Here is a 20,926-nt window from a genome sequence, read left to right as displayed (position 1 = left end):
ATATTCTATTCTACAACTGTATACTATTCATAAATAGTTGACTACTTTGAAATAGTGTAAGTAGAACAGGGACGTTTTCAAAGATGGCTCTCCCTGACGACCACAGAAGTATCATCGGTGAGTTCGATCCGAAAGCACGAGTCATCGCAACAGGAATCTACGGATACGAATTGAAATCAGATGCGACGGAACCCGACAAATTACTGTATATCGCACATATTCGGAGTGTATTTAGCCATCCACCGTTGTGACGAGTGCTGCTCCCTGAAAAATAGCGTCTCCCAGTCGAAAGGATATATCGCCTAGACTGCGGGACGGAGACGCGCCAATAGGTCAAGATCCCACTGGTGTATTCGTTCCCAGAGCAACACTGCGGGTGGGAGTGCGATCACCGCCGCGAGGAACGAATAGGTGACACTCAGGCCGATCAGGACCCCGAAGTTGCCGAGAATCGGGGTAATGGCTAGTGCGAGCGCACCAGTCCCCAGGGCGGTTGTCAGCATGCTGCCGAACAATGCACCGCCGGTCCCTGTCAGCGTGACCATCATCGCTTCGTGTGCGCCTGTCGTCGCATCGTATTCGTCGATGAACCGATGGGTCGTATGCACTGAATAGGCGATTCCGACCCCGACCGAGATAGAGAGGATCGTTGCTGTCAGTGCATTTAGCGTGATGTTCAGGTATCGCATTGTCCCGAGCAAGAACGCGATTGCCACCAGTATCGGGAAGACGTTGACCACGCCGAGCAGTGGCTTCCGTTCCAAGATGCCGTAGATAATCACAAGGAACCCGGCAGTCAGTCCGATTGCCATGACCAGCCCCTGAATCGCAGACTGGAAGATCAGATCCATCACCGCCGCAAGGACGACGACGCTTCCCGTGGCTGTCGCTTCGAACCGAAGTCTGTCTGCTAGTTCAGCCCCACCAGCGGTCACTTCTGTCTGTGTTGCGTCGGGATCAGTCCGATATTCGATCTGTGCGGACCGGTAATCCTCAGTGAGGTACCGCTGGGCCCGGTCACTCGCCGAAGACGAGAACAGTTCGTCGTAAATCTGTTCGAGATTCTGGTCGGGAATGCCGTTGTCGTTCTGGTCGTTTCGGGCGACTAAGGCGGCAAATTCTTCGTTTTCGTTCGCGTGAGATTTGATGACGGTCACGATGCTCCGTGCCTCTGCCTGCCCGCCAGGTCCAACTGCAAGCGACTCCGGAGGATTGTCGTTCGGAGCGGCGAGAGCTTCGAGCGCGTGATCTTGCTTGAGATTCCCCCGGACATATATTTTCACAGTACTGCCCTGACTGCTCCCGAATTTATCATCCAGCAGATTGATCGTCGACGTGATAGTATACTCACCTGGACTGAGCGACTCAGGCAACTCTGTGAGGTACGCCGGAATCTCCTCGGGGGGCAGGAAATCTTCATTCTCGAACGAGGTGCCGACACCCGACCCATACGCGCCCATCAGACCACCTGACAGGAGCAAGCCCAAGACGATCACCACTGGAGCGTGCTGGCTCACCTGTGCCGGAAACGCGAGCATTCGTCCGAGGACTGAATCCTCTGACGCGATCGGGGCGGAGTTGAATTCCGGAACACCGAAACGGGTCCGTACGTCATCACTCACCAACTTGGCCGCGGGTAAGAATACCCCGAAGAGGAGGAATGTGAAGAGAATACCAACTGCTGACGCGATGCCCAGGTTCCGAATCGGTGTCAGGGTCGAGATGACGTTCGCACCGAATCCGAACACTGCGGTTACGGTCACAATGACGAACGCTATGATGAGCTGGTCGTTCGCTTCTCGCATCGCTTCAACTGGTGAAAACCCGCGCGCTGTCTCTTCTCGATAGCGATTGATGATGTGGATACCGAAGTCAACGCCAACAGCAAGCAGTAACACCGGGACCGAGATCATCTGTTGGCTGAACGGAATCCCTGTGTATCCAAGGAATCCAAACGTCCAGATAATCGTCATTACAAGCGTCACCAGTCCCAGCAGTACGTCGATGGGGTCACGGTATGCGACCACTAGGAAGAACAGCAACAGTAGTATCACTACCGGCATCACAATCAGAAGCGAATCCGACATAGACTGCCGTATCTCTGCTTCGGTCGTTCCTGACCCGAACGCACGAACGTCGCCCGGCATATCGTCAGCAACCCCTTGGATGCCCGTCTGGACAGCAGTCAGATCGTCAAAACTACTGGGGAAATCATGTGAGATCGTCGTGATTGATGCAGACGCTGAGACGCTAGTGGGATTGAAATCGTTTGATACCGATCCGCGCAGCCGGGACTCCGATTCGAGTTCTCGAACAGCCTGTCTGATGTCAGACCTGGGGGCGCGTTCGAGCGTTTGCCGGTATGCTTCCGGTGTTGTCGCTGACGGATTCAAATGCCGTGCAATAGTTGGAGCCGGACCACTGGCCGATTCCATCCGAAGGTCATCACGGTCCGCAACGCGTTCGATAAGGCGTGCGTCACGGACAAGTGCTTCTTTGGTCAGAACGTTGCTATCCGTCCGAATGAGTTGTGTCGTGTCCTGCGTGTCCGACTGAAACGGGCCCTGGAAATTCTCGGTGACTTCGTCTTCGGCCTCCTGTTCCGGTAGTCCCTCGGTGAACGAGTCAAGGCCGCCGGCGCTCACTTGCACAGATCCTAAACCGCCGACGAAGACCCCTGTGACAAGCAGAAATACGACGATAACCGCTCGTGGTCGGTCCACGATTGTCGTGTTGAGGCGTTCTGTCGCCGTTTCAACTCGCTCCGCCAGTGACATCAGTCGCGCCTCCAGTAAACGACTGCCGCACCACCGATGACAGCTACGCCCAGCCCCAGGAGGAGTGGGACAGGTAGCCCCCCGCCGCTCTGGGGAGCCGCATCAACTGGCTTCCTGAACGTATCAGACAGGTGGGTGTTGCCATCGCTATCCGTATACCGGAAGTCGAACGCCATCGGATAGGTGCTTCCCGCTGTCGCGGAGGACGCCGCCGACACCTCGTACGCCAGTGTCGCGGACTCACCGGGCGCTAACGACTCAATATAGCTGGTGTCCGTGCCACTGATGCTGAGTGGGTCGTCAGCAAACAGCCGTGCCTCGATATCGGTAACCGTCTCGTTGAGGTTGTTCGTCACTTCCACCGAGACGACCCGTGCGTTCCCGACGGTAATCGTTCGGTTTGCGACCGCGAGGTCGAACTCGTCCTCGCTGGCGGCAACGTCGGACTGGAGCGACAGCGTATCGCTCGACTGTTGATTACCGTTGTCGTCCGTGTAGCCGACAGTGAAGTCGAACTGACGTGGCCCCGCGCGGGCGCTGTCGGAGGCGTCGACGCCGAAATCCACCGTCGTCGACTCGCCGGGCTCCAGATTGCCGACGGCGTACTGGGTTTCCTGCGGGGAGAGATTCGAGTGGTCGCTTTCCCAGTTAATCACGGCGTTCTCGACGGTCCGGGGACCATCGTTGGCCAACGTCGCTTCGAGCGTGCCGTCCTGGCCCGCACGCAGTCCCCCAGAAACGTCCGACAGCGAGAACTCCTGTTTCGGCGTGGTCTCGATACCCAGCGAGAGACTGTCATCGGTGCCCGTGTCGCCCTCAGGGTCGTCGTACTGGACCGATGCAGAGAGCGCGTACGAACGGACCTCAGAGTTCGAACTCGCAGTCGCGTCGACGGTCACCGTTCGGACCTCACCGGGGGTCCACTCCCCGACGAACTGCGAGGTGGAACTGGCTCCACCGAAGGTGATGTCGCTGCTCTGTGAGGTGACCGTCACTGCTGCGTCGTTGACGGTGACTGGGCCGTCGTTGCGAAGCGTCAGTTCGTACTCCCCAGTGTTGCCGACAGGCACCATCGAGGAGGTGTTGACGACCGCGAACGACTGTTCGGGTGCGGGGGCGATGCCGACCGTACTGCTAACGGATTCTTCTCGGACGCCCTTGGCGTCGTCAAACGCCACGGACAGGCGGAAGTTGTACGGATTAGGTTTGGCGTCACTGGACGCCCCGACCTGATAGTCAAAGGTTTTGTTTTCGCCGGACTCCCACGCATCGACGAAGCGGGAACTCTGCTCTCCACCGCCAACAGTAAACTCGCCGTTCTGGCTCGACAGCGTCACTGCAGCGTCGGTTGCGGCTGTCTCGCCCGTATTCTGGACGGTTAGTTCGACACCGCCTGTCGATCCCACGCGAGTGTCGGAGTCGACGTTGATCACGTCGAACGTGGCGTCATCGCTGATATGCACGGTGACGTATTCTGTCCGCGAGACGCTTCCCTCATTACGGGTTCCCGTAGACTCGGCGACGAGGCTGTAGTAGTCGTACTCCAATCTCACGGGGATGCGATAGGTGCCGGCCTCAGCGCTGTCGTTGACGCTGATATCAAACGACACTGTACGGGGCGATCCCGTGGCGAGGTCACCAGTCTGTTGTCGGGTCGTGGTAATCGCCATCGGGGCGTCGCCGGAACTAACATCCACGCTCAGACTCCGGGCAGTCGTCACTTCGCTGTTGAGACTTGGGTTGGTAGCCGACCCGCTGTCGAGGTCACCGCTGTTCGAGAGTACAACGTCAAGCGTCGTCTCCTCGCCGGGCGAGACAGTGTTGTCGGCAAACGTAACCTCGATTTGGGGACTCCCGGTTACGGCGGCGACGGCAGTACCACTCGCAACCGTCACTACGACAACAGCAAAGAGGATACTCGCACTACTGCTCCGCTTCATTGTGTCTCCTCACGTGATGGCTGTGAGCGGGGTCGCAGCCCGCAGAAACAGTGTAATCGTAGCTGTTGACCGGAAAGTGTGTGCTGCAACGGTTCTCGTATCACGAGAAAATGGAGGGAGTGTGGGGAATTAAACAGGAATGCAGATTTTCCACGCCAGAAAAACTGCTTTAGAGCCAGGTAACGCGTTCGTTTGGCAGGCAAAGACACACGCAGAAATCTTCCGGGGAACGATGCTGAGATGGCGCTGATTCTGTGTAGCGAAATAGTCTGAGTACATTTTCAGACCCAGAAAATCGGCACGCATACCAAGCATGCCTGCGAGAATGACTACACGTGAGTGAGGATCCCCAGTCGAGCGAGATTTACGCCCTCCTCGACGATGAGTACGCTCGCGCAATCCTCACGGCAACAAACACCACGGCAAAGTCGGCGAAGGAACTCAGTGATGAGTGTAATGCGTCGCTCCCGACGATTTATCGACGCACTGAACGGCTCATCGAGTGTGGACTCCTTGAAGAACAAACCCAGATCGAAGACGGTGGCCACCACTACAGTGTCTACAAGGCACGGCTCAAACGCCTCACAATAGAGTTAGAAAATGATACACTCAAGATCGAAGTCGAAGAACAACCGACTGAAAAAATGGCGGACCGTTTCACCGAACTGTGGGGAGAAATCTAATGCAATCGCTCCAAATTGACCCGTCGGTGATTCCCCCCTACTCCCTGCTTCTACTAGCAGTGACGTTACTCGCTGTTGGGATGGGGGTATTTATTGTCTACCAAGCGTATCAAGGGTATCGTAGAAGTAATAGACGACAGATGCTGTTTCTCGCGGCCGGGCTCGCACTCATTACTGTTGTGTCTCCAATCGCATCGCTTCTAATTTCGATAGCTGGCTTACAGTTCAGGCTCGATCTGATCGTGTATACTCTGTATTCACCATTAGTGAGCAATAGCATCAAAATCGTCGGTATCGGATGTATTATTTATTCGCTGTCGTTACGGAGTCATTCGTGAATCGTGAGAAGGAGTAATGAATGACATTCAACCATATTTCGACGAAATAAATTTCATGGATACAGTCCTCTTTCTATCGATCTTCTGACAAGTAATTGCTGTTGCCGAAAGTAGCACAAATCCCGTTGCACTCCGTGTTTCGGTCGTTACTACCTCATCCTTCGAACCTCTGTTGGGGCTACAGTTAGTGTTGTCAGCGATATTCTGAAATCGTTGCGACTGGAATTTCGTCGTCAAAGAAGTCTAGAGCTGACTGGAGATACGGATAGTTATTGACGCCGCATTCGAGTTCCTCGCGAGCGACTGGAACCGCACAGATCCCAGAGAGCCCTGCAATCACTCACAGCTGGTCGATGTAGGCAAAATTCGAGAGGACAGTCGTGTTTAGAACGCTCGGGGTTGCTGGAACACCTTCGCCTGTCATTGCGTCCGGGACTCCCCGCCGTCCGAATGTTCATCATCGAATTCGAGTTCTTTCGCTGCTTCGACCTCATAGACTGCGTCAGCCTCGCCATCGAGACCGAGGCGAACAGTGAGAACCCTGTCTCAACTGTTACTCATGCGCTTTGCTGAGAATTGTCCGCACAACTGCCTCAATTGGATCGTGAAGCTCTGTAACAGGGACCAAAGAGTATCAGAAGGATACGAAACAGGAAGACAATGATGAGATTAAGACGGAATATGAGGATGTCAGAGAACTGCTGACACACCCAAGCTAAACTGGTCAGTACAGCCCGTATAGACTACGCATCCTGTTGGGCCAATACTGATTTTCAGCTTCTTTTTCCAAGGACTCCACCAATTCTTGAAGCGGTTTTATAGCTTCCTCAAGGTCCTGTGAGACATTATCATCCTCCAATTCCTGTTGAGCAAACTGGATTTGTGTAATAGCCTCTTGTAGCGTGTCAATGTTCTTCATAGAGAGAGACATTCACCGAAATATCTTGTTACGAAATCAATATAACCACCTGTTCACCAATATCCTCACAGTGGCTCTGTTGCGAATTATATCATTATTGGTCGGTTCGCAGACGTACTCAGCAGAGAACTCCTCGCAAAAGTCCTGAAATAAACCACCTTGTGAACTGTTTTATGACACCCTAACGGAATATTACTGGGGACTTTGACACTGGTGTAAAATATGTGTCGGAATATGACATCTCTGTTGGTGAGACGGACAAAACCAGTATCGCGCGCCAATCGATAACCGATGCGGAATTTGAGCGGTTCTATGACACGGTGTCCTGTAGTTATTTACTGAGCAGGTGGAGTGGTTTCCCTGAGTAGCATTGTTTTCACGCGACCAACCCCATCGAAGTCCCGAAGGCGATACACGAGTTCACGAACCCGTGCCGCAGGACCGTGACAGAAGACCGTCTCTAAACACCAGTCTCCCTGGTGGGTGTGACTCATCGTCTCGATTATGTCCTGGAAGTGGTGCTGGGCGGAGTGGAGATCCTGAATCACCTCGTGATGCTTGTAATCGAAGGCCAGAACGGAAACGACATCACCTGAAACCTCCTCAAGCTGTGAGTGTCCCTCGATATATTCTTGCATTGCTTCACGAATCGCCCGTGAGCGGGAATCAAGTCCTTCGGCTTGCCACGTTTCGTCGAACGCTTCGAGGATGTCATCTGAGACGTTCAAGCTTGTTCGCATATGCTACAGTTGATCCCCCGCTGACTTGATTCCTCGATTATTACGGAACCCCCATTTCAGTCCTAACAACCCCTATATAACGCGGGGATAGAGGAATCGATATATGCTACACGGCGAAGCGTTTCCGCTATTGGTCGGTGCGATTGGGTTGGGCATCGTCCATGGTATCGAACCCGGGCACGGATGGCCGGTCGCTGCGAGTTATGCGCTTGATCAATCCAACAAGTGGCTCCACGGGCTCGCCGCTAGTTCACTCATTGGTATCGGACACCTCATCAGCAGTCTGGCGATGGTCGGCGTGTTCTTCTACGCGAAATCGTACTTTCAGTTGACCCAGCTCAACGAACCGATCTCGATCGGCGGTGTCGCCATTGGCGGCCCTGTGAGTATCATTGCCGGTGTGTTACTCATAGGGCTCGGTATCCGAGAGTACACACACGGACACTCCCATCAGCATGATCACGACCACGATGAGCCGACAGCGGACCAGTCCGCTCACGATCACGACGCCACGTCATCGACGCTGGAACACCCCTCAGGTGGGCTGTATGAACGGATGAAAGCACGGCTTGCAGGAATGGGTGGACATTCGCACGAACACAGAACAGACTCAGCGACTGACGCCAATCGCAGCCTGTTCGGAATCGCCTGGTTCGCATTCGTTCTCGGGTTCGCCCACGAAGAGGAGTTCGAGATCATCGGACTCTGTGCCGGCTCGGTCTATTGTCTGGAACTAATGGCCGCGTACGCGCTGACAGTCATTCTGGGTATTGTCGGGCTGACGATGCTCCTCATCGCTGGCTATCAGGAGCACGAGGCAACGGTCAAGCGATACACACCGTACCTTCCGCTGTTTTCCGCGACAGTCCTGGCCATCATGGGCATCGGATTCATCGTTGGCGTCTTCTGAACCGAAATGTCCCGTTCCCAGCGTCACACCCTTCTGTAGGGGAATAGAACCGATCTGAAAATGCCGGTGACTGGAGAATTCTAAAGGGCGAACCATATCCAAGTGCCGGAGATAGAATACCGACAGTGCGTGACGAATAAAGGGGGCCCTGAGTGTCACTCACATGCTCAAATCGAGAATATTACATAACAGCAGATCGGTTTTGAAGATGACCTTGAATGACAGGATCCGAATTGTCTGCTGACGATATCAAAGAGGAGGTCCGGACGTACTGGAACGAGCGGGCTGCGACGTACGACGACGATAGCCACCATGCACTCCATGGAGAGGAACAGCATGAAGCATGGCTCTCGGTATTGGGGTCTTGGACAGGTGAGCCCCCGCAACAGACCCTTGATGTCGGCTGCGGTACTGGCGTAATTTCGTTCCTGTTGGCGGAGCTCGGTCACGATGTCACAGGCGTCGATTACTCAGTCGAAATGCTGGAGAAAGCCCGTGAGAAGGCTCGTGAGAAAGACGAAAACCTCAATTTCCGTGTCGGTGATGCTGAAACGTTAGAACAGCCCGACAACACGTACGATATGGTGACCTCTCGGCATCTCATCTGGACGCTTCCATCTCCGGGCCAGGCAATAGAGGAGTGGTGCCGAGTTGTCCGTCCCGGTGGTCGGCTCATTCTCATCGAAGGTCACTGGGATTTCGCAGGTGCGTTCGACGGGTACGAAGACATCCACGAGGACTTGCCGCTGTATGACGGCCGTCCGCCTGAGGAACTGTCGGAACTACTTAGTGAGCACGGGGTTGAGAACGTCGAGCACGAACCGCTGATGGATACGGTATTCTGGGGCGAAGAACCCGACTACCAACAGTACATAATCGGGGGTGACATCCCGGAATGAGCCAACCCGTGTTCTGGCTACCCAATCAGAATAGCACCGGGTCGTGATATCTGTCTGAATATGTGATGATGTCGTTCGAACGTTGCCTGTTGCCGCTTCGATAACCCAGCACAGTCAGCCTGCGCAGTTGCCTGGAATAATGACGGAGCGGCTCTGTTGAAACCCCTACCTTTCAGACATATTATATTCTGAAACAGGTGCTCGCTGAAGCCTGCGTATCGACCGTCGAGGTTTCGACCAATCTAGAGAGATATTCTGATACCCGTGCAAGATACAGCGCGCGTGTCTTGCACGGCCCGACGGACTATTTTGAATGTTGGGGCTGTGCTACTACCAAATGGTTGAACCTGTGCGGTTTCTCACGGAGTCGCGGATCCCAATTCGCCTCTCGGTTCACCGAGGAGATGGCCCCCTGTGGTCGGTTGCGCTCGACGTTTCGACGAACGACGCACCTTCAGAAATCTTGAGGCTGGACTGTCTTCCGGTCGTTCGCCTCAGCCCTTTGGGTTGCGTCCACCGGGGTCCTCGGCCATTTCCAGGCATACCAGAGAACTAGTGCAAGAAGAACAACTTCTACACCAGCACCAAAGTAATAATGTGGCCAAGATCCCGCACCCGCTAAATTGAATAATGAATACGGAATATAGAGTATTCCCAGGACGATATTCGTCCAGCGATTCACTCTTGCCGGCAATGTCAGAGACAGGGCAACCATTAAAGCCGGAATTGTTACTGATACTAGTGCGATCATAATGAATAATGGCGAAATTTGGAACGTGAATACTTGTCCTATGAGTATATCCTCAATAGTCCCTGGCTTATAAAATCCCAAAACGTCTACATATACATACAAAAACATAAATGAGGTCCACAATCCGGCAAGCTTCAATTTCACATCAATCTGGTTATCCTCCAATACGCCGCTCTTGGGTTCCGCCGTCGTTGACTGGTCCGCCTGTGGCTTTGATGGTGCCATACAGTGCCTACTACCCGAAGCCTTGTGATTCGATAGCATTTTGAAACTCTGCGTGGTTCTGATTATCCGAGTGAGCCACCCTCGGTTTCCAGATAGACGAGACCGACAGTGGACGTGCTGACTACACACTCTGTCTCTCGCACGGCATTCCTGACAGGTTTCGGGTAAGTCGGTGGGCTGACTGGAATGTGAGTCCCTACACTAACCACAACCTATAGTAGCCATTGAAAATCAATGCACACCTGATCGCACGACAGCGGTGCGATCAGTGTGTAAATCGTTTCAATTGTTACTATAGATAGAATATATAACTTTCTAAGGATTTCAACACAGCCGACGGAGCGGAAGTTAACACATATATCCGAGACCGTACTCCTCCGGTGTATGCAATTCTGTGACGAGTGTGGTTCGCTGATGCACACGGAGGGCGACACGTGGGTGTGTCGTTCCTGTGAGAACGAGGAGCCGCGGGACTCGCAAGCAGAAGCGGCGATGGCGACACAGGATGGTCAGCGAGACGACGGGGCACCCGCCGTGGCCGACGCGACCCAGGGCTCCACCGAGACGATGCAGGAGCCCTGTCCGGCGGACGACTGTGACAGCGATCGGGCCTCCTACGAGATGCTGCCCAAGCCCGGCGGCTCCTACGAGGTCCGGCTGTTCACCTGCATCGAGTGTGGCCACAAGTGGCGCGAATCCTGACGGCGCATCCCCAGCGGAGGATTCAGGTTATTTCAGGTGCTCGTAGCCCCAGTTTTCCAGTATTGTTGCCACGGCAGCAGGGTTTTCCGCCGCGAGTTCGACAAACGCCTCGCGCAAGTCCGTCACCGACACGTCCTTCGGGCGCATATCGAGTTCGTCGGCCACGTCAGCCCTGATCTGGTCTTCCAGTTCAGCGTATTCGTCCCGCAGGAATGCGACGTGCTCGTTGTCACGGTCCTCTTTCACGGTCTGGCGACGGATGACATACGGGATCTGGTCGGTACTCATGTCGGTATTCGTATCGCTTTCGGGTTCGGTTATCGGGTCAGCAGGATCAGTCGTCGGTTCATCAGAAATGGGTGTGTCGGTCACTGGTTCCGGCTCCGGGTCCGCTTGCGTATCGTCGTTTGAATCATCGGCAAAGGGGTCCTCACCAGGCCCTTCCTTCATACCCCCCATTTAGGCCACCTCTTCGAGCGCGCCGGGTTCTGGTGGGTTCGGAGCCTCGATGCCAGCTTGTTCTTCGAGATAGCGGGCTAGTCGGTCGTACTGCGCAAGCGTTTCGAGCTCGTAGTCACGACGGCGGCTCCGATGCTCGCGGACGTACGTGAACGCCGAACACTGCTGTGCCCACGACCCTTCCATCAGCGATGTCCGATCACCGAAGATCTCCGGCGTCGAGTACGGGATCTCGCTGAGAACGCGCTCCTGGTCGTTCGTTCCCTTCACACCCACTGGCACGGCGGCGAGTACACCAACGTCGATGTCAAGCGTGTCTTCTAGCCCGGCGACGAGCTGTTCAAGACCCTCGACAGCAGCCTGTCCCTTCGCACTCGGTTCGACAGGGATCACGAGCGACCGAGTGGCGTTGATCGCGTTGTGCAGGTGTGGCCCTTCCGTCGCCGGCGGGTCACAGATCAGAACGTCATACTCGTCCCGAATACCGGCGTCAGCGAGCGTACTCAGTAACGCGGCGTGGATGTTGAACGCGTCCCCGACTGCAGCAGCCTGGTCCTGTTCACGGCGCAGCCAATCGCCGAGGTCGGCAAGTTGGTTATGCTCGGGTATGAGATCGACGCCGTGCTCGGTCTCGGCGATAAGGTCCTGGAAGTCACCCTTCGGACGGTTTATCATATGCCGTGCAAGGTGATCAACGTCCTTCGAGCGGTCCCCGTCGACGCCGAACAACCGAGAAAGGTTACCCTCTTGTGGGTCTAGCGGAACGACCAGCGGTTTCAGTCCCGCGCGTGCGTGTGCTGCCGCCAGATTTGCGGCGGTAGTGGTTTTGCCGACCCCACCAGCCTCGCTGTACGTGCTGTATGAGAGCATACCAGGCAGTTGTTTCCATTGGTTCAAATAACCCATTGCTTCAACCATCTGGTTCAACCAAACAGTTCAATCAATCGTATCAATCATTCGGTTGAACCAATATATTGAATCTAATGAACAGACTAGTCTGAGACTCCAAGGTGGGACTCACGACAGCAGTTGATGGAGGAAATGCGCCGGCGACCGTCCACGCCCAGGTCACGTTCTCTCAGGTAATCAAAAAAAGACTGTCAGTGAATAAGTAGGGGGATGATATAGACAAGCACTCAATGTAACAACATGTTACCAACCGGTAGCGTTCTGGAGAGCGTCGCTGCAATGCAGGCAGTACCACTGCAGTTCGGCGGCGGCAACCTCGTCGAACTCGCGGTCCTGTTCTTGATACTAGCGCTCGTCGCCGCTGTTCTCGGCGCGCGGGGTGTCGCCGGCATCAGTATGGATATCGCGAAATGGCTCGTCATCATCTTCGTCGTGCTTGCTGTCGTTACGTACGTCCTGTAAGAACGGCCCTCCGCTAAACTGTGAGAGTCACCGCTTCAGTCCGGGACGGTACGGGCGATCGAATAACAGTCGGCGACCAATCAGCTGAGAGGGGCCATCGACTGCCCGGCGTCTACCCGCGATAACTACCCGAGATCTACGATATCCATGCAAACGAACAACCACGACTCCCGTCCTCCGAACCGCCCCGACATAGCGCTTAGCTGGGCGGTCGACGACCGAGATGCACCAACCGAACTCACGATCTACGACCCACAGAGCGAACGCACGACACACTGGCTCACCATCGACAGAGACTTCGCATACGATCTCGCCGAAACCGTCTGATCGGTGTCGCGAATTGCAGTGCGCTTGTGCGGGATGGCTATGACGGGAGACTCCGGGCCGTATTCGTCAAAAAAGAGCCGCCTCAGGAGAACGTCTCGAACTGCGCTGTCAGCTGGTGTTGTGTGTCCAGTCCCGCGTGAAACCGGTTGATGACCTCGGATTGGTGTCTCGGACACGCGAGTACGGCGACGGCTCCGTCCTGAACCTGAACGACCGGCTGCTGTGGATTGTGTACTGCCAGGTGACAGCTCGGACAGCCGACACCGCCAGCGGGCCTGTGGTTTAGCAGTTCAGCGGTAGCTGTGGTCGTATACCCACAGACGCTTGTGAACTCCGTCAGGTGGTCAGTACAGCCGACAAGTGGAACCGTCAACTGATCGAGCAGCAGGAACGACGGCATCCCGTCAGGGGACTGCAGCGCAGTCCGACATGCATCACAGCGAATCGGCGGGTACTCCTCGTGTTCGTCCGGCGGATGGTGCAGTGACTCTCCAGAAACCATGATAGGTCGGGTACCTGGCAGTTGATCACCCACACGGGTAAGTGATGTGTCTACGGTGGTCGTTGGCGGCTCCCCGACACCGCAACGGACACCGGAGTTTCTCGCTGAGGGATCATATTCCCGAAGGATGCCTGGTCTCAGGGAGCTTGAATTAATTATAGTAGTATACAGTTTATCAAAACAGACCTACAGCCGGAGTGACCTATAGTGGTCCGAGACAACATTAGCGATACCGTTGACGTTACCCATCTGGGCCGTCTCGACAAGAGACGATTCTACGCCAGCATCGACGAGCGCAGCTGTGTCGGTCGCTTTCATCAAAATCTGGATGATCCAGCTGGTCTGCGAATCCGCCGGAAGATGCTGTCCAGCGTTCAGATATCGCTTTCGCGAAGCATCTGACGCCAGACAAGACCAGTCCGTCAAGGTGTTTCTGACTCGAGCCGATCGGTTTCGAGTCCGAGTGCGCGGGCGCCGTCGATAGTTGCGGCTTCCAGCCCGATGATCGCACGGTTAGGTGGTCCGACGTGTTCGCGATGTGAAACCAGTCAGGAACGGACCATACTAGTCCGAAAAATGAACACCCACACACACCACCGTTTCCGAAGCTACACACCACTGTTTCCGGAGCTTTCGAAGCCGGAGCGGACTCAGTAGTTCGAAAGGTTGGACTGCAGCAAATTGTTGTCTTCGGCGGTCGATTGAATGATGTTTGCGACATCTTCGAACCGCGAGGTCGACAGTAAGACATCGAGGACAGCTTTGAGCGGAACATCGAGTTCGTATTCGTGATAGCGACCTGCGGACAGTCCCTCGTTGCGCTCGTACACGCTGATGAGTCCGAGCATGTTCATGTCCGACAGATGGTCGCGGACACGCCGTTCGCTGACGCTATCGGCGTCTAATCGTTCACAGATTTTGATGTACCGGTCGTAGAGGTCACGGGAACGGACTGGGACCTCATCGAGTGCCTGGTGATACGCAAGCGCGCACAGGACAGCGTGTCCCTGCGTCGTGAGTTCCTGCATACCCTGGTAGAGCTGGTTCTTTTCGAGTTCATCCTGGGCGTCCCGAACGAAGTCGCCAGTCACGGCATCGGCTTCTTCGGCTTGAGCTATTTCACCGGCTTCGCGGAGGAGACGAATGGCCTGTCGCGCCGAGCCGGTATCCTGTGCGGCGAAAGCTGCACACAGCGGGACAACGTCATCTTCAAGGACATCGTCGTGAAACGCCTTTTCCGCCCGTGGATGAAGAATCGACCGTAACTGATTGGCATCGTACGGTGGAAAGAGGATCTCCTTCTCTGCCAACGTATCCTTGACCTTCGGCGAGAGGTTCTCCCGGAACTGGAAGTCGTTGCTGATGCCGACAATAACGGGACGTACATCCTCGACGTAATCGTTCGACCGGGCACGGGGCAGTCCATAGAGGATATCGTCTGACTGCCCGATGTTGTCGATTTCGTCGAGTACGATCACGACAGTACCACCAAGAGAGTCCAGTTCGTCGTAAAGCAGATCGAACACTCGTTGCTGTGAATAGCCCGTCGTACTAATCCGATCCTTGCCCTGGCCAAGCCGGAGTTCGTTCACGAGAGCAACGGCGACCTGATACGACGAGGAGAGATTCTCACAGCTGACCCAGATAGTCGAGAGTTCGACATCGTCGTACGTAGCTGCATCCGACTCGAGATGGGAGAGCATGAACTTCGTTGCGACCGTCTTTCCGGTGCCGGTTTTTCCGTAGAGAAAAATGTTTGATGTGGGCCGATTGTCGATGATCGGTTGGAGAGCACGTTGATATTTTTCCAGTTCGTCGTCTCGTTCTCGGATATCCTCTGGCTCGTACGAATCGTCGAGGGGAGTCGCATCCGCAAACACCTGTTGATCCCGTTCAAACATCCCCATGAGGGAGTTACTCACAGCATGATATGATAAAACCACTGGTTCCTAAGCTTCCGAAGCGTCCGAAGCTTGCGTTTTTATAAGTATGATACCCCCCGGCGTTTCCGATGCTCGATTACTTATAAAACACACAGACACCACTATTTCCGAAGCTTTCGGATATCTGTCCGGCTGTACGTTCAATTCACTTTTGAATAGAGGAAGTTTTATAACTATATACATATAACAATATCCGTAAAGCAGTAAGAAGAAACTGCGTTAGTCTAGAACTACTAGAGGTAGGTAGTTCAGCCGATCAGATTTTCTTGGATCGAGTTCGGATCAACCCCGAACCAATCAATTATTGCTGGCATCTGCAGCCCTCCCCCACACGATGCTCCCATAGCTTCGGAAACAGTGGTGTGAGGGTTGGTCTATCCCTGAGTTGTGAAAAGCTTCGGAAACAGTGGTGTGAGGGTTCTCTACTACGTTCTACCATCGATCTTTGTCATTTCCCAACAGATACACCCTCAAATCCGGTGATGTGGATTCTCGTACTGACCCAGGATCTGCATAGTGTCAACAGCCGTTTGATATGTGACTCCTGTGTGTTGACCCCGATAGCTTCGGAAACAGTGGTGTGTCCCTGCAATCATTGAACCACAATTTCCACTGTAATTCAATCCGGCCGTTCCATCGTTTACAGTCCAGATTCGCGGTGATTACTTCGGAAGCGGTGGTGTGTTTCAGAGATCTTTCTGGCACTCCGTTCGCCAGGACTACGAACGAGCGGACCACCATCTCAGATTGTTCTGCTAGAACTGCAAAGCTCCGGAAACAGTGGTGTGTTACTTCCCGCTTGGCTTTCCTCAGAAAGTGTCTAGACCGATTCTCTTACCGATCCAAATCTCAGGTGGCAGCAGTACGAATCTATCGAAGGGAGAATCCCCATAAGAATAGAAACCGTACGCCGTCTTGTATGTCGACAACTATCACCGTAGAGGGTATGTCGTGTGGACACTGCGAACAGACAGTCGAAGAGGCGCTTCAGGACGTACCCGGTGTTACTGATGTGGCTGTTGACCGAGAGACGGACCGGGCACACGTCGACGGTGACGCCGATACCTCAACTCTCGTAGACGCTGTCGAAAACGCCGGGTACACCGCTCACGTCTGAGTAATCTCCTTTCAGGAATCGTCTCCTTTCAGGGAGCGAACACTTTGACAGCATCGATGTGTGAAATGCTGCTATTCCCGTAGCAACTTGCCTGAGCGCCACGGCATTCCTATCGTGGTTTTCGTCGTCAAACGAGACTCCCTGTGATTGATCGATCATACCGTTAGCTCTGTCTACCGCCGCTCTGGCCGGTTTGACAAAATATAATCAGATGGCCTGAGTTGCACCACCCGATGCGTTGGTCCCCGCTTGCTCGCAAGGAAGCACGAACAGTGGCGAAATCGAAGGGTGTCTGGCTCTTGGCCACCCTTCTCGTTCTGTGGAGCTACCGGCCGAGTTACGTCGGCTGGGACAGTCTCGGAACGAACATCACGGCTGGATACGTGCAACTGGCCGGAACAGGACTGCTCCCGCTTGGCGTGTTACTGTTGAGTTACCAGTCGGTCGTCGGCGAACGGACCTCGGGAAGTGTCAAGTTCATCGTCGGGCTCCCGCTTACGCGAACGGAGATTCTCCTCGGAAAGATCGTCGGCCGGACGGCCGGTATTGCCGGTCCCGTCTCCGTCTCGTTTCTCGTTCTGGCCGGCATCGGACTGGTGAACCACGGGCTGTTCGACCCGCTCCTGTTTTTCGGGGTCGCTCTCGTGACGCTCGCCTACGTCGGCGTGCTCGTTTCGATTGCTGTGTCCATCTCTGCGGTCGCCAAGCGAACGGTCACGGCCGCTGGCGCTGTTTTCGGCGTCGTATTTCTGCCGTTGATCGTCTTCTGGTCACGGATCAGTACGGCAATTTTCTCGCAGGTGACGGGTCAGCCCGTCAATCCATTTGACCCACCGGCGTCGGGACTGCTGTTCGTTCTGCACCGACTCTCGCCGAGTGGAGCATACAACGTCGTCTCGAACTGGATACTCGGTGTTGGCAACTCCACAAGCACGTACAGTACTGTCCTCTCAGAACTCCGGCCAACGGTATCGACGAACGCGCTGGTCGTCGAAACGACGTTCCAGCCCGGCGCGGTTCCGATCTACCTCCACGAGTCCGTCGGTATCCTCATCCTCCTCGCGTGGTTGATCGCCCCCTTCGGACTCGCTCAGTTTGTCTTCTCGCGGAGGGATCTGGTATGACTGAGGCCGTTATCGAAACCGACGGGCTCACGAAGCGATACGGATCGATGGTCGCAGTTGACGACCTCGATCTCACCGTCACCGACGACGAGATCTACGGTTTCCTCGGCCCCAACGGTGCTGGAAAATCGACGACGATCGGTCTCCTCATGGATTACGTCCGCCCGACAGAGGGAACTGTTCGCGTTCTGGGTGCTGATCCCCAGGCCGATGTCGTCGAGATACACGACCGATTGGGGATCCTCCCGGACCGGTACAGCCTCTACGACGGACACACCGCACGGCAGCACCTCGCGCTCGTCAGCAACACGAAGCGCGCGAGTGATTCTCCCGAACAGCTGCTGGACCGTGTCGGGCTCGGCGATGCGATCGATCAAGACGTTGCGACGTTCTCGCAGGGAATGGAGCAACGGCTGGCGCTCGCGATGGCACTCGTCGGCAATCCCGACCTGCTCATTCTCGATGAACCGTTCACCGGCCTTGACCCTCACGGGGTCAGGACTGTCCGCGAAATCGTCCACGAGGAAAACGACCGCGGAGCGGCGGTCTTCTTCTCAAGCCACGTCCTCGGCCAGGTCGAACTAGTCTGTGACCGGGTCGGCATCCTCCACCGTGGGCAGATCGTGGCAGAGGGCACTGTCGATGACCTCCGGACACGCGCTAACGTGGATGCGGATGCCTCGGTCGAGGAAATTTTCGTTTCGATCACCGACGAGGCGGTCACTGCGGACGAACGGACCACGGGGGAAAAGCGATGAGACGACGCGCCTTGCTCACCACCGCGGGGGCCTCGATGGCGAGCCTCGCAGGCTGCCTGGGTGACACGGAGTACACGATCACGGATGTTGCGGTGACGGCAACAGCGCCCTTCGAGTTCGACGTGACAGTCATGGAGCCTGATGCCGTCATCGAACACCCGGCGCGGCTCGAATTCGAACTCCGCAACCGAGGGGAGCGACCGCTCCGCGTGCGGAACACGGGTGTGTGGCCGTTCGGACTGCTGAAGCTCGTTCGCTCACCCGATGCCGAGGGTCCGGGCGGAACGCTGCTGTATACGGCGCAGTACGAAACCAGCCAGTACGTCGACATCGAAAGTCGGAGCGACTACGGCGTCGAGTCGACACCGCTCGTTCAGGCACTTGATTCCGGACAAACAGTCAGTGAAACCTACGAACTGCACGGCGACGGCATTCGTGGGGCTGGGACTGCATACGTTCGGGGCGAGCACGAGTCGCCGATATTCGAGTACAGGAGAGACGAGAGCGAGGAATGGCAGCCGTTTTCCCCGGACATCGAAGTGACAATTACGACAAAACAGCTGTGGTGAGGCCGCGATCCGATTTGATTGGTGGTGAGTGGAGCTACTGTCCGTATTCAGCTGTCTCCGTTGATGATCTCCGCGATGCGTTGTCGGTCGAACAGTTGCTCGTCATCAGGAACCTCTGGATGTAGCTCGCCGTCGACGTAGCCGGGCCACTCACCGAACTGCTCCGGATAGAATTGCCTGGCAGTCATCTCTAGCTGGAAGCGGTTCATCAACGGACCCTGACGAGGATTGCCGGATGTGTAGAGACGGTCGGTTTGTACGGCGGTCAGTTCTGCCCACACACTGTGATTCCGAGTAGAGTGTTTCGTCTCGGGGACATCGTAGTCTCTCATTCGGAACGTGTTTGACCACGGCAGCGACGATAGTACTGTGACTGTGGGTGCGCTTGATGACGGGTTCTATATTGAGGATCACGGGCCTGGAATCCCAGCGGGCGACCGAGTATATTTTACCACTATATGACCAAATTACCCACCCACTGCGCCAACGAATTGGTCCTCGTCCTCATTCTCTCAATAGAACGATCTGAAAAAACGAGGATGGAAAGCGGCTGATCAACACTCCAGTTCTATCGGCGCTTTGAGCGAGGGATCGGCATCCAAGAGCGTGGTCAGGGTCGGCTGCACCTGATCTAATTGCTTGGTTGGTTCCACGAGTTGGCGTTCAGGATTATAGTTTATGAGTCCTTCCGAGGCTATCTTCGGGAGGTGCGTATGATATAACGAGTTATTGATCTCTGTTAGGATGTCTTCAGATGCCTCTGTAACTGATATCTGATGATTATACTTGAGAACGACCCCGGTAAGGTCATCAACTGTTACTGACTGTTGTTCCTCTACGAGCGTCTTGAGAACGATTCGACGATGTTGGTTCCGGCACAGGTCAAGTAGCGAGTCATAGGCAACAGAACCACCTTGCATTAGCTCTAATGTAGTCACCTGACGTGATTTAGGGTTACTTTTTACTATACAACCCCTTTATATAATATGTCAACGTGGAGTAGAGATGGTGGAGAGCGTGTTCCCGAGGATGTGCTTGATTCCGCGCCGGAGGCGGGAGCTGACGGCCTGCTGTGAGATGCCGAGTTCCGTACCGAGTTCTGCCATTGTGACATCTCGCGGGGACTCGAAGTAGCCACGTTCATAAGCGAGAGTCAGTGCCTCCTGCTGGGTGTCAGTCAGGATGGCTTCGATCGTCGTCTCAACTGGCGTCAACGCGTTCAAATTCGTCAATGTGATTGGAATTCCAAGGTCTTGACAGCGTTGTTGAAAATCTACGAGGTCTCCCCGGTTGTCACCGCGAACTTTGAACGTCCACTGTTGGCTTGTACCGATAGCCTCAATCAGTGGAACTTCTGTCTCTGCCAGTATGGTTAACACGTCGTAATAGTCCCGCGCCCACTCTACGCGTAACAGGTACTCGTCATTAACAGAGTCAACAAGCCGAATCGCCCGCACTCCCGGATGCTCGGTGAACGCACTCTCGATGTCGGTGACTTCGGTTCCCCGCACCCAGAAGTAGGGAATCATCACATCCCCTGCGGGGATCAGTCGCTCTAACTGGACCGTCACATTCGGTAGTTGGTTGAACACTGTCCCCAAAGGGAACTGGTCTGCCGGAATAGTGAACGTCGCCTCAGTAGCCATTGTTTGCCCCGTAGTCCTCCAGTTGCAAAGGTCTGCTACTTATTTTACCATGCTAATGGTGATATTATTCCCGGTAATTGGTCTCTCTGATTACGAAGCGGTGCCAGTACGTCTTGACGGATATAGACCATTTAATCTATTTTTGATATGTATCTATTCCTAGTTTCATTATCATTCATATTTCATTAGTATATCGATATATTGAAGACACTCACAGGGAACTACT

23 protein-coding genes and 1 pseudogene are annotated in these 20,926 nt (G+C 54.8%); 11 read left to right on the top strand and 13 right to left on the bottom strand.

From position 1 onward, the window contains the following. Positions 1-302: 302 nt before the first annotated feature. Both NDI54_RS14040 and NDI54_RS14035 read right to left on the bottom strand, forming a co-directional pair. On the bottom strand, positions 303-2,777 hold the full coding sequence (locus NDI54_RS14040) for an efflux RND transporter permease subunit (protein WP_310897060.1): 2,475 nt from the start codon (positions 2,775-2,777) through the stop codon (positions 303-305). Next, on the bottom strand, positions 2,777-4,717 hold the full coding sequence (locus tag NDI54_RS14035) for a COG1361 S-layer family protein (protein WP_310897059.1): 1,941 nt from the start codon (positions 4,715-4,717) through the stop codon (positions 2,777-2,779). The genes NDI54_RS14040 and NDI54_RS14035 overlap by 1 nt, the downstream gene beginning before the upstream one ends. A 335-nt stretch (positions 4,718-5,052) precedes the next feature. Between NDI54_RS14035 and NDI54_RS14030 the strand changes: the two genes are divergently transcribed. Together NDI54_RS14030 and NDI54_RS21545 are read left to right on the top strand one after the other, a co-directional pair. Then, the gene (locus tag NDI54_RS14030; protein WP_310897058.1) at positions 5,053-5,400 is read left to right on the top strand and encodes a winged helix-turn-helix domain-containing protein; all 348 of its coding nucleotides are present in this window, start codon (positions 5,053-5,055) and stop codon (positions 5,398-5,400) included. Beyond that, complete coding sequence (locus tag NDI54_RS21545) at positions 5,400-5,738, top strand: DUF7521 family protein (protein WP_455032226.1); 339 nt, start codon at positions 5,400-5,402, stop codon at positions 5,736-5,738. Before NDI54_RS14030 ends, NDI54_RS21545 begins: the two co-directional genes overlap by 1 nt. 202 nt (positions 5,739-5,940) lie before the next feature. On the opposite strand, the pseudogene NDI54_RS21450 reads toward NDI54_RS21545, so the two are convergent. From NDI54_RS21450 to NDI54_RS14020, 3 genes and pseudogenes are all read right to left on the bottom strand, one after another. Beyond that, positions 5,941-6,162, bottom strand: a pseudogene (locus NDI54_RS21450) (twitching motility protein PilT); the annotation flags it as partial. A 300-nt stretch (positions 6,163-6,462) separates the two neighbouring features. Beyond that, positions 6,463-6,657: a hypothetical protein gene (locus NDI54_RS14025; protein ID WP_310897057.1), complete on the bottom strand. Its 195-nt coding sequence runs from the start codon at positions 6,655-6,657 to the stop codon at positions 6,463-6,465. Between the two features lie 335 nt (positions 6,658-6,992). Next, positions 6,993-7,397, bottom strand: coding sequence for a CopG family ribbon-helix-helix protein (locus NDI54_RS14020; RefSeq protein WP_310897056.1), 405 nt, complete (start codon positions 7,395-7,397; stop codon positions 6,993-6,995). A gap of 103 nt (positions 7,398-7,500) precedes the next feature. Between NDI54_RS14020 and NDI54_RS14015 the strand changes: the two genes are divergently transcribed. Together NDI54_RS14015 and NDI54_RS14010 are read left to right on the top strand one after the other, a co-directional pair. Beyond that, a complete protein-coding gene (locus tag NDI54_RS14015; protein ID WP_310897055.1) occupies positions 7,501-8,307 on the top strand; it encodes a hypothetical protein in 807 nt (268 codons plus the stop codon). 218 nt (positions 8,308-8,525) lie between these two features. Further along, positions 8,526-9,206, top strand: a complete 681-nt coding sequence (locus NDI54_RS14010) for a class I SAM-dependent methyltransferase (RefSeq protein ID WP_310897054.1) — start codon at positions 8,526-8,528, stop codon at positions 9,204-9,206. Between the two features lie 454 nt (positions 9,207-9,660). Here the strand turns inward: NDI54_RS14010 and NDI54_RS14005 are convergent, their stop codons facing one another. After that, entirely contained in the window at positions 9,661-10,182 is a 522-nt protein-coding gene (locus NDI54_RS14005) for a DUF6326 family protein (RefSeq protein WP_310897053.1), read from the bottom strand. 384 nt (positions 10,183-10,566) lie between these two features. Here NDI54_RS14005 and NDI54_RS14000 point away from each other — a divergent pair, with 384 nt between their 5' ends. After that, entirely contained in the window at positions 10,567-10,884 is a 318-nt protein-coding gene (locus NDI54_RS14000; protein WP_310897052.1) for an RPA12/RPB9/RPC11 RNA polymerase family protein, read from the top strand. Positions 10,885-10,911: 27 nt separating this feature from the next. On the opposite strand, the gene NDI54_RS13995 is transcribed toward NDI54_RS14000, so the two are convergent. Beyond that, positions 10,912-11,334: a hypothetical protein gene (locus tag NDI54_RS13995; RefSeq protein ID WP_310897051.1), complete on the bottom strand. Its 423-nt coding sequence runs from the start codon at positions 11,332-11,334 to the stop codon at positions 10,912-10,914. Positions 11,335-11,343: 9 nt separating this feature from the next. Continuing rightward, on the bottom strand, positions 11,344-12,213 hold the full coding sequence (locus NDI54_RS13990; protein WP_310897050.1) for a ParA family protein: 870 nt from the start codon (positions 12,211-12,213) through the stop codon (positions 11,344-11,346). A gap of 279 nt (positions 12,214-12,492) precedes the next feature. Between NDI54_RS13990 and NDI54_RS13985 the strand changes: the two genes are divergently transcribed. Both NDI54_RS13985 and NDI54_RS13980 read left to right on the top strand, forming a co-directional pair. After that, entirely contained in the window at positions 12,493-12,714 is a 222-nt protein-coding gene (locus NDI54_RS13985) for a DUF1328 domain-containing protein (protein ID WP_310897049.1), read from the top strand. A 147-nt stretch (positions 12,715-12,861) separates the two neighbouring features. Further along, positions 12,862-13,041: a DUF7511 domain-containing protein gene (locus tag NDI54_RS13980; RefSeq protein WP_310897048.1), complete on the top strand. Its 180-nt coding sequence runs from the start codon at positions 12,862-12,864 to the stop codon at positions 13,039-13,041. A gap of 82 nt (positions 13,042-13,123) precedes the next feature. Here the strand turns inward: NDI54_RS13980 and NDI54_RS13975 are convergent, their stop codons facing one another. Together NDI54_RS13975 and NDI54_RS13970 are read right to left on the bottom strand one after the other, a co-directional pair. Beyond that, positions 13,124-13,543, bottom strand: a complete 420-nt coding sequence (locus tag NDI54_RS13975) for a hypothetical protein (protein WP_310897047.1) — start codon at positions 13,541-13,543, stop codon at positions 13,124-13,126. A 650-nt stretch (positions 13,544-14,193) separates the two neighbouring features. Next, positions 14,194-15,450 (bottom strand): orc1/cdc6 family replication initiation protein, encoded by a 1,257-nt coding sequence (locus NDI54_RS13970; RefSeq protein ID WP_310897114.1) that lies wholly within the window; start codon positions 15,448-15,450, stop codon positions 14,194-14,196. 955 nt (positions 15,451-16,405) lie between these two features. Between NDI54_RS13970 and NDI54_RS13965 the strand changes: the two genes are divergently transcribed. The 4 genes from NDI54_RS13965 to NDI54_RS13950 all read left to right on the top strand — a co-directional run bounded on the left by NDI54_RS13965 (position 16,406) and on the right by NDI54_RS13950 (position 19,054). Continuing rightward, a complete protein-coding gene (locus NDI54_RS13965) occupies positions 16,406-16,603 on the top strand; it encodes a CopZ family metallochaperone (RefSeq protein WP_310897046.1) in 198 nt (65 codons plus the stop codon). 233 nt (positions 16,604-16,836) lie between these two features. Then, entirely contained in the window at positions 16,837-17,727 is an 891-nt protein-coding gene (locus NDI54_RS13960; protein WP_310897045.1) for an ABC transporter permease subunit, read from the top strand. Beyond that, a complete protein-coding gene (locus tag NDI54_RS13955) occupies positions 17,724-18,485 on the top strand; it encodes an ABC transporter ATP-binding protein (RefSeq protein WP_310897044.1) in 762 nt (253 codons plus the stop codon). The genes NDI54_RS13960 and NDI54_RS13955 overlap by 4 nt, the downstream gene beginning before the upstream one ends. Further along, positions 18,482-19,054, top strand: coding sequence for a hypothetical protein (locus NDI54_RS13950; RefSeq protein WP_310897043.1), 573 nt, complete (start codon positions 18,482-18,484; stop codon positions 19,052-19,054). The genes NDI54_RS13955 and NDI54_RS13950 overlap by 4 nt, the downstream gene beginning before the upstream one ends. A 47-nt stretch (positions 19,055-19,101) precedes the next feature. Here NDI54_RS13950 and NDI54_RS13945 read toward each other — a convergent pair whose 3' ends face one another. From NDI54_RS13945 to NDI54_RS13940, 3 genes are all read right to left on the bottom strand, one after another. Further along, a complete protein-coding gene (locus NDI54_RS13945) occupies positions 19,102-19,263 on the bottom strand; it encodes a hypothetical protein (protein WP_406600182.1) in 162 nt (53 codons plus the stop codon). Positions 19,264-19,608: 345 nt separating this feature from the next. Beyond that, entirely contained in the window at positions 19,609-19,974 is a 366-nt protein-coding gene (locus NDI54_RS21540; protein WP_455032225.1) for a DUF7344 domain-containing protein, read from the bottom strand. Between the two features lie 69 nt (positions 19,975-20,043). After that, positions 20,044-20,700, bottom strand: a complete 657-nt coding sequence (locus NDI54_RS13940; protein WP_310897042.1) for a helix-turn-helix domain-containing protein — start codon at positions 20,698-20,700, stop codon at positions 20,044-20,046. Between the last annotated feature and the right edge of the window lie 226 nt (positions 20,701-20,926).

Origin of the sequence: Haloarcula terrestris (genome assembly GCF_031624315.1) — an archaeon.
Taxonomy (GTDB): domain Archaea; phylum Halobacteriota; class Halobacteria; order Halobacteriales; family Haloarculaceae; genus Haloarcula; species Haloarcula terrestris.
The sequence above is the reverse complement of the archived record's forward strand: the minus strand, read 5'-3'. Positions and strand labels throughout refer to the sequence as shown.